Origin of the sequence: uncultured Ilumatobacter sp., from assembly GCF_963980585.1 — a bacterium.
GTDB lineage: Bacteria > Actinomycetota > Acidimicrobiia > Acidimicrobiales > Ilumatobacteraceae > Ilumatobacter_A.
Window position 1 is genome coordinate 1 of sequence record NZ_CAXCAM010000022.1, and the last position, 14,193, is coordinate 14,193.

Below are 14,193 nucleotides of genomic sequence, written 5' to 3' on the forward strand. Positions count from 1 at the left end.
GTTCCTAAGGCGCATCACATTCGCTCCGGTCGAATTTGCGGCATCGGGCCATGAAGCCCAGGCCCGACAAACATGTCGCGGAGTATACCGGTGGCGTACGGGGCCCTGATTGCCGTGCGCCCCAGCGGTCCTCGGTGTTGTGGCGTGCGACGCGTCGCTCTGCCCTAGAATCGGCTTGATGTCTGCGGAGGGCCTGACAATGCAGTGGGTTGTGCTCACGCGTGGGGATCGGCCCGCCGAAGTGCGGGCAGCATTGGATTCCGTCGTCGCCCAGTCCGCTGGCCACACCCAGGGCACTCTGAGCGCAGCAATCGTGCTTGCAAACGGATGCGCCAGCCCCGATGTCACAGACATGCCTGACGTTCGTGTCACGACGACCGATGAAAATCTGGGGGTCCCTGGCGGCCGTCACGCGGCAATTCAATTAAGCGACAGCGATGTTGTCGGCTTTCTGGACGACGACGCGATCGTGGGCTTCGGCGCCAATAAACGCATTGTCGAGGCTTTCACAACAGATCCAGATCTCGGCGCAGTCGCACTACGACTGGCTGACGAGGACGGCAACACCGCCCGTCGACACCACCCGCGAGTTGGCGACCGACCTCTGAAGCAGTCGCGGGAGGTGACGTTGTTCCTCGGTGGCGCCTGTGCACTGCGACGCGAGGCCTACGACTCGGTGGGCGGATATTTCACGGAGTTGTTCTACGGGCACGAGGAATTGGAACTGTCATGGCGGCTGATTGACGCCGGCTGGAAGATCCAATATCTCGATGATGTACGAGTCACTCACCCGAAGACCAATATCTCCCGCCACTCCGATGGGTGGCGCCTGACGGGACGAAATCGTGTTTGGATTGCTCGACGGACACTCCCGTGGCCGATCGCGTTCGTTCACGTATCAACGTGGCTCGTCGGCGGAATGATTCGGGCGCCACGTGGAGCTTGCCGACGCGCCTACCTAGACGGCTGGTTTGACGGGTGGCGTAAACAGATTAAGCGTCGCCCGATTCGCTGGACGACGGTTTGGAAACTGACCCGACTCGGCAGGCCACCACTGATCTGACCTCGGCGCCTCTTGCAGAATGAGCGCTAACATCGCCGTAATGCGCGGCAAGAGCTCACGAGTGCGAGGCTTACTGCAGCGCTACCGCATCGACCGGCGGCTCCCACCCTCCGTCCTCGATCTCTTCAGATCGACCCTTGCGTTGAAGTTTCAGACCTCCGTCGACCAGTGTGTGGCGCGAATTCGGCCAACGCTCGGCTCAAATCGTCCCGAGTGGCCACCTCTGGAATCCAACCCGATCGTGCGACACGGTAACCGTCGATTGCGGTCAGCTGGGCGGTTGCGACGGCCATATGCGGATTTGACTCACGAGTTCGCGGCAAGTGTGATCGAGGTGTTGCAGCGGGACTCGCTCGACCCCTTCATTGTGGGACATATGGGGAACTCGCTTCATTTCGGAGTGCCGTTAGATCAGCGGGACACAGCGATTCGTTCCCTCGCCTCTGCGCAATTCGGAACTGGGTGGTACCTCGACTGGGTTGATGGACTTCGCACTTCGACGGTTGCTTTGGAATGTGCCGACGTCAGCCGTTCCGCAAGGCGTTCGAGGTCCTGGCGGGTTTACCGCGTCGATGCCGCTGGTGACCTTGCGGCTGGACCTGAACAAGCGGTCGAGTTGTCATTCTGGGACCCGGGTACGTCCGGCGAACTGGAACTTGTTGGAACGCGCGGTCCCGAACGATTCGATGAGAGATCCGCACGAACGGTTGAGCGCGTTGATGGACGGGAGTATCCCGGCCGGACTGCTTTCCCTGTCGGGGAGAGCTTCGAACGGTTTTCCGACCCCGTTGACATCGTCTATACGTGGGTCGACGGCGCCGACGCGAACTGGCGGCGAACGTTTGAATTGTGCGCCCGCGATGAGCGGCGCAGCCTGTCTGAAACCGCTCTCGATCCCGCTCGGTATCACAGTCGTGATGAGTTGAAATACTCACTCCGGTCGGTTTGGGCGAATTGCGGGTGGGCACGAAACATATACATCGTGACCGCCGGACAGATGCCTAGATGGCTTGTCACGGACGAGAGGGTCAAGATTATTGACCATACTGAAATTCTCCCGTCATCGGCGTTACCAACCTTCAACTCCCACGCCATCGAAGCCGCACTACATCGGATCGATGGCTTGTCCGAGCACTTCATCTATTTCAACGACGACATGTTCATCGGTCGGCCGGTTCAGCCAGACCACTTCTTCACCCCGAACGGGTTGGCGCGGGTCTTCTCAAGTAGGGCGAGGATTCACGGAGTAGAGGATGCAGAAACACTTGCCGTCGACACCGGAGCCAGGCGTGGCCGCGAGTTGCTTTCGTCGCGATTCGGTCGTGTCGTCTCTAACAAGCCACTGCACTCGCCCTACCCGCTCCGCCGGAGCGTCATGGAGGAAATCGATGAGGAATTCCCCGACGTTATTCAGCAGACCACCAGCAGCCGATTTCGGTCACCGACCGACTTGAGCGTTGCAGCTTCATTCGCCCAGCACTACGGCATGGCAATTGGTAAGGGAGTGTTCAGCGAGATTGAAGCCGCCTATGTACACGTCGAGTCCGCCCGGCTCCGCTGGCATCTCGCGCAGATGCTCCTCGGACGCTTCTATGACACCTTTTGTATCAACGAAACATCCCATGTAGCTACGGACGCCTCAGCGCGAGAACTCAAACTCTCGGAGTTCTTTGAGGCGTACTTCCCGGTTCCGTCGCCATGGGAAAGGACGGCGCCACAGCATGGGTAGAGCGGTGAGCGTCGTCGAGGGTGTCCGACGTCGGCTATGGCGCGGGTACGCCGATGGGCGACGACGAATTCGCCGATCAGGTTCCGCAGTTCCTGCGATGACGATTTTCGGTAAGCAGAGCCGCAACGCGCCGTCAATGTGGGCTGACGTCACGAGCGAACGTCACGAGCGCTACCGCTCTGCAAATCCTGTTCCATCTGGGAGCGTCGCCATCGTGTGCGTATCGAGACGCCCTCATCTTCTTCACCATTTCGTCAAGAACGTTGAGCGGCAAATCGGGATTGAAAACGCAATCGAAGTCGTGTTCGTGGCGAACGCCCCTGGTTTTGTGAATGATGAAGTTGAACAGGCCTTCGCCTCTCTTCCGCACGCACGTGTGGATCATGCACCGACGGGTACGTCGCTGGGCCAAGGCTTGAACCAAGGCATGTCGATGACTGGGGCTCGTTTCATCGCCAAGTTCGACGACGATGACCTCTACGGGTCTGCGTTCCTCGCGGATGCTTTGCGCGCCCACTCATACGCGGGAGCTGGGGTAGTCGGCAAACACAGCTATTACGCGCATCTACGTTCCCGCAATGAGACGGTGATCCGGTTTCCAAGCCACGAATTCTGCTACAGCTCAACTCTGGCCGGTGGGACTCTCGTAATAGATCGCGACGTCGTAGGTGATCAAGAGTTCCCAGACGTCTCACTCGGCGAGGATCGAGCCTTTATTGCGCGGTGCCACCGTCGGGGGATCTCGACGTTTTCGGCAGATCGGTTTAATTTCACTCAGATACGAGACGGCGGAAACACGTGGCGCCTCGCTGACGAAGATTTCCTGATCGGGACCGAATCCGTTGGGTCTGGCTGGCCGGAATCTGAGATCAACCGGTGACTTGCAAGACACCGCTTCCGGTTGAGCGTGTTGCGTTGCATGTGGATTGAGAGGATCCCATCAAGGTTCGCCAGGGCCGTTCTATTGAGGTTTCCGCCGGCGAAAATCGGTGAGAGATACGCCCCGCCTCTGCGGCGTGCGGGGCTAAAGAGAGGAAATGTTAGGTGGTTGTATTTCCTAAGCGCGGCGAACCCACGATTGATCCGGCAGGCTAAATTGGGAGGAATGCGGAACCGCTCTGCCGTTTTATGAGTGCTGATCTATTGCGCACTCAAGCAAAAATTGCGCTCAAAAAGCTATGGCTGCCACGTTGGCGAATGCTATCCGAACCCCAACTGCTCTACTTAGAGCGAGTCCATTCGGGAGTTCGACTCTGGTGCCGGCACTCTTCGGGCAAGCGCGTCGTCGGTTATGGCGTGGTCCGTGTATTCTTGTGCCGGTGTCGCGGTCACCAGAAGTTGATCAGATCCCGAGCGGCGACAATGGCTTAGTTGTTGCCAATCTGAGGAAACGTAGAATATCGGCGCGCCGAATCGGTGATTTCGCGACAGTGATGGAGTGCCTCCGACGGGAGATTGAAATTTCTCCAGACCTTCTGATGCCTCGTGTGCTACTTGCTCGGAACCAGGCACGTCTAGTCGATGGAGACGAGAGTGAGAGAGCCCTCGACTTTTGCCTTAACGCCGCGGTCGGGAGCCATCAACTCGACCATGGATTGATCGGTGCTTTGCTGTTGAACGTGCAGCAATCTCCCAACATCCGACTTCGCAGTGGGCGGTTTGAGCATCTCTTGGAAATCATCGAGTCAGCGTCTGATGCCACCCTGTCCGAACCTATTCGCGCAGTCAACCGCGCCAGGGTGCTGTTAGCTCTCCGCGATCGTCAAAGGTTCCTCAACGCTGTGAACGAATTTTCGGCAACTCCAATATCTGGGCGCCGTCACAAATCTTTTGCCAACGAACTCGAGAAGGTTGCGCAGCGATGGAGCGACCCAAGTTATCCCCAGCATCGGATCTCAAAGATTTTCGTTATCGGACTGAGCCGAACCGGCACATCCTCAATGGATGAGGCACTCGGTCTCCTCGGCTTTAGTCATTTGCATTGGCGCAACCATCTCACGGGCGATCTGATTCGTTCTGCGGATCTGTTTCTCTTCGATGCGTTCTCGGACATTGGGATTGCTGCCGATTTCGAGACTCTTGCTCATCAATTCCCTACGTCTCGATTTATTCTCACCACCCGGTCCATCGAGACATGGGAAATCTCGGTGCGCCGACACTATAGGCAACAATTGGGAATCCTCAAGCCAGATAGCCTTCGCAGACTTGCGGTAGCGCGAACATTTGGCGGGTTAATGGGAGAGATAAACGCGTCGTTGTACTCGAAGTTCGAGACCTGGGGAGAGGCTTTCGAATCACACCACCAACGAGTCGACGGCTTTTTTTCGGGCGAGCGAGCCAGCCGCCTGCTGCGTTTTAACGTCTTAGCGGGCGCAAGTTGGGCCGAGTTGTGCTCGTTTCTCGGCGTTCCGATGCCAGACGTTCCGTATCCGCATGCGAACCCAGGGCAACCCGAAAGCACAGTGCCCCTGACTAAAGTTTCAGGAAAGCTGGATCGGTGAAACGAACGCAGCCAATTAGGAGAAGAGGATGCCCTCAATCAAATCGGCAAGAAAGATGTTAAAAGAAGGCAAAACGGTTGAGGGTTGCGCGGCTCTTGAAGCGAGATTGTCACAGATGGCACAACCGCCTCCTAAAGCGCTGATTCTCGCTGGCCGCACCCGTCTGAAGTTGGGCGACACAAAACGTGCCGCTGAGTGGTTTGAGCTTTTCAGAGATCTGTTTCCTAATCGCCACGAGGGACTGGTTGGCCTCGCTGAATGCGCTGAAAAAGCCGGTCAGCACCGGCCGGCTTTGGACTACTGGAGGGCGATTAGGGCCGAATTTGGGGATATGGAGGGCAAAGCTTGGCGTCGTCGAGTTCAAAAGAACCTCTTTGCTCTTGGTTTATATGATGAGCTTACTCGCGAAATATACGATGAGTTTTCATCTTCCGACGACGCGCGGCGTTATCTAGAGATGACAACCAACTCGAGGGTTTCGGATTGCCCGACGCTTGCCTATAAACATATTCTTGTAGTCACCTACGGCCGGAGCGGATCCACGCTTTTACAGGGTTTGTTGAACAGCATTCCCGGAACGTTGGTTCGCGGAGAGAACGGAAACGTCTTCTTAACCTTCTTCGAGATTGTTCAGCACATGCGGTCGATGAGATCAAACCATGCCAACGCGTTCACAGCAAATAGGCCGTGGTTTGGAATCAGCGAAATATCTGACTCGACTCTAATGGATGCGCTTAGGCCAGCTGCTAGGGCGATCCTTTTGGGCGATTTGGTCTCGGAAGCCTCGCTCTTGTGCCTAGGTTTTAAAGAAATCAGATATGATGAGTTAGGCGATATTTTTGAAGATTATCTTAATTTTCTCCAGGAACTTTTCCCCGAGGCTGCCGTAATCTTCAACACGCGGGATTTGGCAGCAACCAGCGGAAGCGGCTGGTGGCGAGATCGTGATGCTGGTGAGGTTCACGCGCACCTCTCGGAAGTCCATAATCAGTTCAGCGCATTCGCCGCTGGACGTTCAAATTGTTTCGAAATCCATTATGAAGATGTTGTTGGAAAGTCGCACCGTCTTCGCGAACTGTTTGTGTTTCTTGGTGCAGAGTACGATGAGAATCGAGTAGAAGCTGTGCTCTCACAACCCCATAGCTACGATCCGAGCCAATCCGATGTTGCGGTCACTTTCTAGGCGATTTAGGGGCGTGAAACCGCACTCCGCTGTGGGCCGCGAGTCATCATTGGCGTTCTTATTTTCGGTTCTCAGACAGCTTGCCCAGCCGTTGAGCACGTTCCTCGTGGAGCGTCGAAGGCGACCGCTCGCAGAACCCGATCAGGCCAAGCGGGAAGATGCAGAACAATACCGAGCTGAACCGGCGGCACTCCTTGGCAGGATTAAGGCACTTGATTCGGTTGGAGATTCAGCAGGCGCTCTTGGAATGGCGCAGCAGTCCCTGGCAAGATTTCCGGACGAAATTAAGATTGCGATCGAGACGAGTCGGCTCGCAGCCCAGTGGGAGAAATGGGATCTGGCCTTCGGAGCGCTTGACGGGCTCAGTCAGCCCAAAGCAGACCGTCCGGGGGTGCGGATGGCCCGTGCTTATGTTCTGGAGCGTTCCGAGAATTTTGAAGAAGCGAGGCGAATTATCGACAACCTCCGCAACGATTATCCAAACGACCCAAGAGTTCGGCGTCGCCACATTGAGTCTCTGCTCGAACGGGGCCAGTTTAGTGAGGCAGAAGCCGCTATAAACGCCGCAGATAACCCTGATCGACTCCATCGCAAGCTGTGCGAGGCACGTTTCGACTGGCACGGACTGCTCAGGACTTTACGACACCGCACTTCTGAGCAACCGGATGACCTGAAAGCGCGCATCGCGACATGCGGTGTGCTCCTCCGGTTGTTGTACCAAGAGGTGGACTCAGTGATCGACTTTGAAAAAGAACTTCGAACTGAAGTTGCTGCTCTCGCTCGAGTGAGTCCGAGGCAACGCTCGCAAACACTTTCCACTCTGATCAGAGTGGCCGTTCGGAATGACTCGGTGTCCGAGGTCGAGTCACTTTTGCGAGAAGTTCCCGAAGACTGGCGGCACCGCTGGGTATTCCAGGCTCGAGCTTGGCTTGCTCTCCGCCAAGGAGAATCGATTGACGACGTTCGCCATACCTGGGAAAAGCAAGAAGACTTCCACCACGTTCGAGAGCTGCGTCCTCTTACTTCGGGAGAATTGTCATATTGCTCGCCCGTCGAGATCCCCAGAAACTTTGACGGCATTCGGCTTTTTTCCGTTGTCCGCAACGAACGCTGGCGGATTCCATGGTTCCTCGACTACCACCGCAGAATCGGAGTCGATCATTTTTTTATCGTCGATAACAACTCCACCGACGGCACCGTTGAGCTACTTCTCGAGCAGCCCGATGTCTTTGTATTTCACACTAGCGAGTCCTATTCAAGGGCTCGGTCAGGCGTGGTTTGGATCAATAATTTGGTGACTGACTTCGGGAGGACAGGTTGGAACATGTACCTCGACGTCGATGAGGCCCTCGTATTCCCGGGCATTGAGGAACTAGGGCTTCGTGGTCTCACCGAATACATGGATGAACGCGGACATGAAGTTATGGCGGGATTCATGATTGATATGTTCGCAGAGACTTCCGCCGTCCTAGATGCGGACGGATTTGAATCAGACTTCGTGGGCAAGTATCCGAATTTCGACCCGGCCTACCGGACCTCCCCCATCATGAATTGCCCGTACGTTGACACGTACGGCGGGATACGACGACATCAAGCAGCCTCCCCGCGGATGACGAAGACCCCTTTGTTCAAGGCGGGCAGAAACATCCGATTGTTAGCCAGCAGCCACATCGTCACTCCAGCGATCGTCACCGATGTCAGTTGTGCGCTGCTGCATTACAAATTGACAGGGGACTACTCGGCAAACTTCCAGACGGATGTACTTGAGTACAGCCGTACCCCAAGTAGTCGCCGGCGGCACATGATCTACCTAGATGCCATCGCCGAGTCAGGAGGCACTCTTACGGGAGAAATGAACGAGGCCACCAGACATTTCGAGTCATGGCGAACACTCGAGCAACTAGGACTGATTAGCTCACCACCCGATTTCAAAGTCCGGATCGAGTCGTGAGAAATCGATCGTGCCCATTGTCCTTTTCTTGTAATCACTCTTTCGTCTGGTACCGAGTCGCCAAAACCGGCACTCGTTCAATAAACCAAATTTTCGAGGAGGAGATCGACGACTATGTCTACTTGACACGATTCAGCGCGCGTCATCCACAGGAAAGGAAGGTCTTTAATATCGAGCACTTTGCCTTCACCATAGTCCGCAACCCGTGGAGCCGATCCTGGTCGGCTTGGAACAACAAAATCAAGGGTTGTGACCCCAACGCCGACAACGTTGGGGCAAGGCGGGTGATGAGCCTTGCTCGGGGTGATTTGGGTCTGGCTCGATCCGTCACAGAGAGTTACCCCTTGTTCGTCCAGCACCTCGGGGCCTCGAGGCTATTCCAGGGAGACGTCCACTTTATGCCGCAAACGTCCCTGTTAGATGGTAGGCGGCTCGATCACATCGGAAGGTTCGAGCGGTACGCCGCCGAGGTGGAACACATCCTGGGCCGCGTAGGGCTCGCTGATTGTGAACCCAAAATACCGCACATCAATATCTCACTCGACGGCGGTGCTTTCCTAAACAACCTTGATAACGAGACAGCCCGAATCTTGAGAGATCTTTATCGGCACGATGTTGAGCGCTTCAACTACCGTTCGCCATTTGGTTAGTCACCGTCGGCTAGAGCCGAACTTTCTTCACGTCCCTTACTCCGCAACGAGTGCCTTCTTCCCGTCCCATGACAAATCTTTTCTTGCAGAGCGCTGAAACGCTGGAGTCAGCGTTCCTGATTGAGCCTTTGGTGTATGACTGCTGCCGTCAAGGAGGCTCCGGCGCGCAGATTGGCGCCAACCAATAAATCTAAAGAGAGTTCAAAATATCGGTGCGGTGGGGCCATTGGTTGGAGGCGCGGCGCCCCTCATGGCTAATGCCCATGTCAACTGCGAAGCTTCGATAGCTCGCCACGCAGGGTCAACTTCGAGGGTTGGTCGACGGCGGCGGTAACGGTGCTGGCTTCTTGCGAAATCGCTGGATCGGGCCTGACGTTTTTGACATCGGTTCGAACACCGGCCTGTACTCGCATCACGCGCCTATGGAGCCCCTCCAAAGTCATGGCCTTTGGGCCGTCGCCCGCAACAGTAGAGATATTGCGCAAGAACACCCGGAGGAACCGTCTGCGGAGTCAGTTCATTTAGAAGTCTTAGCTGTCGCCGATTTTGTTGCGTCGTCCGGTTTGGCTCCGTTGCGGCCAAGCTCGCGAGATCTCGGGGCACGGTCAGACTGGTGCGCCTGTGAGCCGTGGACGATCTGCCGACTAGCACTCCGCAGGAGGCCCACCGACCACGCTACATGGATGACAATAAGTAGCGTTGGGGCTCGCAGCCGTTCCCTACTCGACCGAACCGATCCGCTAATCGCCGCCGTGTACGCGACCGGAATAACGAACGCCGGCCGCCAGCGGGTCCCGAGCAAGAGCCCGGCGAGCACACCGATGATCCCGACGGGTGGAATCAGCTGCCGCAATTTCAGCGATCGCGGGTGTTTGCGCAGCACGACTGCTTTCCACCATCCGTACTCGTAGTACTGGCGAGCCAACGCTGACCACGTTGAACGGGGTGTGTATCCGACCGACAGGGTCGGGTCGAACCACACCGTGCCGCCGTTGTCACGGAGGCGAATGTTCAGTTCGTAATCCTGATTGCGAATCAGGTCTTCGTCGAAGAGTCCGACCGCCTCGACCGCGGTACGGTCGAACACGCCGAGATAGACGGTGTCGACCGCTCGTGCTGCCGACCCGACCCGGTACGACGCTCCGCCTGTGCCGAGGAGTGACGTGGTGGCATCGGCCACCGCCTGCTCGAATGGAGTCGTCGGCTCGGGACGTTGGATACCGCCGACGTTGGCAGCACCGGTGTCACGGAGGATCTCGACCGCTCGGCGGAGGTACCCAGCCGACAATTCACTATGGCCGTCGACGCGGACGATCACCGGTGCCGAGCCTGACCGGATCGCCGCGTTGAGCGCGCTCGGGGTCTTCCCCGACGGATTCGGGACCACTTCGAGATCGACGGAGGACGCCGCCATCGATTCCGCCAGCGCCTCGGTGCCGTCGGTCGACGGCCCGACGCCCAGAATGATTCGCATGCTCCCTGGGTAGTCCTGTGCCCGGACCGAAGCGATTGCCGTAGCCAGGTGGTCTGCCTCGTTACGGATCGGCATCACGACATCGACGTCGGGCCAGGCAGGGTCATTTCGCCAGTCAGACACGCCGACTCAAGACGACCCAGACGGTCCGGACGAGAATCTGGGCATCGAGGACGAGCGACCAGTTCACCAGGTACTGCAGGTCGTAGCCGAGCTTGTACTCGGCATCGGTGTCGTAACGGCCGTTGACCTGCGCCAGCCCCGTGAGCCCTGGTGGAAGTTCGTTGCGGCGGATATATCCCGGTACGCGCTGAGTGATTTCCGCCACGAGCTCGGGTCGCTCGGGTCGCGGTCCCACGAGGGACATCTCGCCGCGCAGGACGTTGAAGAGCTGGGGTATCTCATCGGCGCGCATCGAACGCATCCAGGCCAGGGCGGGCACGATGCGATCGTCGTTGAGCGAGGCGAGTCGGGCACGGCCGTCCTCCTCGGCGTCAGGGTGCATGGTTCGGAACTTCACGCATTCGAAGGTGCTGCCATCACGCCCGACACGAGTCTGGCGGTAGAGCACTGGGCCGCCGGCACGGACCCGGACGTACAGCGCAACGAGCGCCATGACCGACAGCCAGATCGGTGCGAGCAGCACGATGATGGTCAAGTCGAAGATCCGTTTCAGGCGGACCTTATGGGTCGGCACAGTGTGCAGCCGGAGCGGAACGAACGGCATGCCTCCGACCTCTCGTACCGTCTTCAACCCGAGCAGCGTTTCGCGCGCACTCACTCGCTGGAGAAAGCCCACGCCAGCTGCATCGAGTGAGTTGAGCGGCTCGGGGTACACCGACCCGAACGCGGTCACGTCGAGCAGGAGGACATCGGTTGCGTCATTGTCGACGACGGACTGCGTCAGCAAGTGGGGTGATGCGACTCGGCCGACGACTTGTGCGTCACGATCGCTCTCCGCGAGATGCTGTGCGGCGAGGTCAAGTGACTGACTCGCCCCGACCAACACTACCCGGGGTGCACCTTGTCGACGTCGTGCGAGGCGCCGGCTCAGGCCGCGATTCGCGACGAGCACGAATGAGGCGAGGCACAAGAATGCCGCAAGGTTGAGACGCGGCATCAGGTATCGGTTGAGTGCGACAAATGCAAGGCCCTGAACGGCCACGCCGATGGCAGTGGCAAGAAGTGCCCGGGGAAACCATGGACGGATGCCGAGCCGAGGCTCGCGTTCGTACAGCCCAGTGAAGTAGTTGACGAACAGATGGATGCCGGTCGCGATCGAAAAACCGATGAAGTAGTGCGACAGCGGGTAGGTGTCCCAATCAAACGAGAACCCGAACCGCACGAAGCTGATGACGACCATGAGCGCGTACAGAGCGACAGCGTCAAGTACTGAGAGGAACCGGAACCCGCGCTCCCATAGCCACGAAGCAGGACGGCCGACCGATGAGACCACACGCTCGACCGGCGCGGGCAGGGGGCGAGGTGCCGCTGCTGCTCCAGCCGAGGACGGGTGAGACGTGCTGGTCATCTCACGCTCAGGCTAGTGGCGTCCGCATCAGCGGCAGAGCCGCCAATTCGGTCAGACTCACTCGTCGAAGCCCGACCAAGTCGGATGCAGCGTGACGAGGCCGTAGATTTCCTTGGTGTCGCCAGCGATCACGTCGAAGGTCTGGGCGTTCTGCACGTGGTCGTAGACGTGCTGACGCCCCCATCCCGTGATCTCGGTGTGCAACACATACTGAGAAGCAACCAATGGAATCGCGTCGAAGCGGACATCAACGTGGCCGGAACCAACGAGCGAGTCGGGAACCATGTCAACGTCTCGGGTCGACGGGGCAGTCAGCGTCGCACCAGCGAGGCTCGCAATCGTGACGGAGAAGACCGGCTTGGCGACTGGTTGCTCAGCCTCCCAGTGCAGCCGAATGGTCACGTCGTCGCCATTACGGAATCTGTCAACGGGCACGCCGCCAACCAACAACTCGGTCCGGGTCACCTTGATCCGTCCGTCACCGCGACGGCTGCTTTCGGCGCCATCGGTGGTCTCGGCGCCCAGCATGGTCTCGGTGTATTCGTCGACGACGTCTGCCGGGTCGCCGTCTCGACGGACGACGCCGTGGTCAAGCCAGATTGCCCGGTCGCAGAACTCGCGAACCGTGTATGGATCGTGGGTCACCAGCACCAGGGTTCGGCCCTGGGTGCGAAAGTCGACGAACTTCTCCATGCACTTCTTCTGAAACGCGACATCGCCGACCGCAAGGATCTCATCGATGAGCAGCAGCTCAGGGTCGACGTTGATCGCAACGGCGAACGCGAGCCGCACGTACATTCCAGACGAGTAGGTCTTCACAGGCGAATCGATGAAATCGCCGAGACCCGAGAATTCGACGATCTCGTCGAAGCGGGCGGCAATCTCCTTGCGACCCATGCCCAGAATCGAAGCGTTGAGAAACACGTTGTCGCGCCCGCTCAACTCGTGGTGGAACCCAGCGCCGAGCTCCAGCAACGCCGCCATCTTCTTGTGGACGTCAATACGGCCCTCGTTCGGCGTATAGATCTTGGCCATGCATTTGAGCAAGGTGGACTTGCCAGATCCATTGTGACCGATGATGCCAACCGCCTCGCCCTGATCAACGCTGAACGAGACGTTGCGCAGCGCGACGAATTCCTCATAACGGTTGCGGCCCCCGGCAGCGATGTACTGCTTGAGCGACGATGCCCGTTCGTGATGGATACGGAACGTCTTGGTCACGTTGTCGACCGTGAGGGCCGTACCGGCGCTGCGGTGATCACTCATCTCGGGCCAGCCTCATCAGATCTCTTCAGCAAATCGTGGCGACAGTCGGTTGAAAATCCACGCGCCAAACGCAAACGCAACGATGCCACAAACAGCGATGTATCCCCAGCGTGCAAGGCTCGGAAACACGTTGTCGTACAAAATCTCATGCGACGCAGTGACGAACGCTCCCGTCGGGGTCCACGCTGCCCATTTGTTGACGAAGGGGCTCGGAACTTGACCGATGACAAAAATGATCGGACTGGCGTAGAACAGCAGCTGAGCAACGATGCCCCAGAGATAGTTGATGTCGTGGAAGAACACGTTCGCGGCTGACAACGCGAGGGAGACACCCGTGGTGAAGATCGCAATGAGGATCAGCAGCGCCGCCATTGGAATCAACCACTGGAACATGAAGCTCCCGAAGATCAGAAACGTGACTGAGAGAACCAACAATTCGATACACACGGTAACGAACTGGGTGAACACGATCGAGAGCACCAGATGTTCATGCGGGAACGCAACCTTCTTGATCAGACTGGCACCGCCTTGCACCGAGCCGATACTCGCCCCAACTGAGATCGCAAAGAACTGGAACGGAAGCAAACCGGACAGGAAATAGAGCGGGAAGTTCTCGACGCCGCTGGCACTACCGCGTGGTGGGACACCGCCAAACACCTTGAGGAAGATGATGCTGAAGATGATCATTTGGCTGATCGGGTTCAGCAGACTCCATGCCCAGCCAAGAATCGACCCGCGATAACGCGTGCGCAGCTCCTTCAGCGTGAGGAGATAAAGAAGATTGCGGTGGGCCACCGCCGACCGAAGCGACATGTCGGCCGAACCCTATCCACCCGATGAAGGAA

General features: G+C 57.9%; 11 protein-coding genes. 7 read left to right on the forward strand and 4 right to left on the reverse strand.

The features are described 5' to 3' along the window. Nucleotides 1–178: 178 nt before the first annotated feature. From ACH2DW_RS08695 to ACH2DW_RS08725, 7 genes are all read left to right on the forward strand, one after another. Nucleotides 179–1,063, forward strand: a complete 885-nt coding sequence (locus ACH2DW_RS08695; RefSeq protein ID WP_394929346.1) for a glycosyltransferase family 2 protein — start codon at nt 179–181, stop codon at nt 1,061–1,063. Nucleotides 1,064–1,439: 376 nt separating this feature from the next. After that, nucleotides 1,440–2,792 carry a stealth family protein gene (locus ACH2DW_RS08700; RefSeq protein WP_394929347.1) on the forward strand — a complete coding sequence of 451 codons (1,353 nt, stop codon included), beginning with the start codon at nt 1,440–1,442 and terminating at the stop codon, nt 2,790–2,792. A gap of 97 nt (nt 2,793–2,889) precedes the next feature. Next, nucleotides 2,890–3,672: a glycosyltransferase gene (locus ACH2DW_RS08705; RefSeq protein ID WP_394929348.1), complete on the forward strand. Its 783-nt coding sequence runs from the start codon at nt 2,890–2,892 to the stop codon at nt 3,670–3,672. 439 nt (nt 3,673–4,111) lie between these two features. Beyond that, nucleotides 4,112–5,293, forward strand: coding sequence for a sulfotransferase family protein (locus ACH2DW_RS08710; RefSeq protein ID WP_394929349.1), 1,182 nt, complete (start codon nt 4,112–4,114; stop codon nt 5,291–5,293). Between the two features lie 28 nt (nt 5,294–5,321). Beyond that, a complete protein-coding gene (locus tag ACH2DW_RS08715; RefSeq protein ID WP_394929350.1) occupies nt 5,322–6,476 on the forward strand; it encodes a sulfotransferase in 1,155 nt (384 codons plus the stop codon). 91 nt (nt 6,477–6,567) lie between these two features. Then, entirely contained in the window at nt 6,568–8,427 is a 1,860-nt protein-coding gene (locus ACH2DW_RS08720) for a glycosyltransferase family 2 protein (RefSeq protein WP_394929351.1), read from the forward strand. Next, nucleotides 8,424–9,077 carry a sulfotransferase family 2 domain-containing protein gene (locus tag ACH2DW_RS08725; protein ID WP_394929352.1) on the forward strand — a complete coding sequence of 218 codons (654 nt, stop codon included), beginning with the start codon at nt 8,424–8,426 and terminating at the stop codon, nt 9,075–9,077. Before ACH2DW_RS08720 ends, ACH2DW_RS08725 begins: the two co-directional genes overlap by 4 nt. A gap of 517 nt (nt 9,078–9,594) precedes the next feature. Here ACH2DW_RS08725 and ACH2DW_RS08730 read toward each other — a convergent pair. The 4 genes from ACH2DW_RS08730 to ACH2DW_RS08745 are packed head-to-tail and all read right to left on the reverse strand — an operon-like array spanning nt 9,595 to nt 14,161. Further along, on the reverse strand, nt 9,595–10,674 hold the full coding sequence (locus ACH2DW_RS08730; protein ID WP_394929353.1) for a glycosyltransferase family 2 protein: 1,080 nt from the start codon (nt 10,672–10,674) through the stop codon (nt 9,595–9,597). Further along, on the reverse strand, nt 10,667–12,082 hold the full coding sequence (locus ACH2DW_RS08735; protein ID WP_394929354.1) for an exopolysaccharide biosynthesis polyprenyl glycosylphosphotransferase: 1,416 nt from the start codon (nt 12,080–12,082) through the stop codon (nt 10,667–10,669). Before ACH2DW_RS08735 ends, ACH2DW_RS08730 begins: the two co-directional genes overlap by 8 nt. A gap of 57 nt (nt 12,083–12,139) precedes the next feature. Continuing rightward, nucleotides 12,140–13,348 carry an ABC transporter ATP-binding protein gene (locus ACH2DW_RS08740; RefSeq protein ID WP_394929355.1) on the reverse strand — a complete coding sequence of 403 codons (1,209 nt, stop codon included), beginning with the start codon at nt 13,346–13,348 and terminating at the stop codon, nt 12,140–12,142. A gap of 15 nt (nt 13,349–13,363) precedes the next feature. Then, nucleotides 13,364–14,161: an ABC transporter permease gene (locus tag ACH2DW_RS08745; protein ID WP_394929356.1), complete on the reverse strand. Its 798-nt coding sequence runs from the start codon at nt 14,159–14,161 to the stop codon at nt 13,364–13,366. Nucleotides 14,162–14,193: the final 32 nt, after the last annotated feature.

Excerpts from the sequence above, each read along its gene's own strand:
- ACH2DW_RS08695 (WP_394929346.1), top strand. The coding sequence starts at position 179 with ATGTCTGCGGAGGGCCTGACAATGCAGTGGGTTGTGCTCACGCGTGGG.
- ACH2DW_RS08700 (WP_394929347.1), top strand. The coding sequence starts at position 1,440 with ATGGGGAACTCGCTTCATTTCGGAGTGCCGTTAGATCAGCGGGACACA.
- ACH2DW_RS08705 (WP_394929348.1), top strand. The coding sequence starts at position 2,890 with ATGACGATTTTCGGTAAGCAGAGCCGCAACGCGCCGTCAATGTGGGCT.
- ACH2DW_RS08715 (WP_394929350.1), top strand. The coding sequence starts at position 5,322 with ATGCCCTCAATCAAATCGGCAAGAAAGATGTTAAAAGAAGGCAAAACG.
- ACH2DW_RS08735 (WP_394929354.1), bottom strand. The coding sequence starts at position 12,082 with ATGACCAGCACGTCTCACCCGTCCTCGGCTGGAGCAGCAGCGGCACCT.
- ACH2DW_RS08740 (WP_394929355.1), bottom strand. The coding sequence starts at position 13,348 with ATGAGTGATCACCGCAGCGCCGGTACGGCCCTCACGGTCGACAACGTG.
- ACH2DW_RS08745 (WP_394929356.1), bottom strand. The coding sequence starts at position 14,161 with ATGTCGCTTCGGTCGGCGGTGGCCCACCGCAATCTTCTTTATCTCCTC.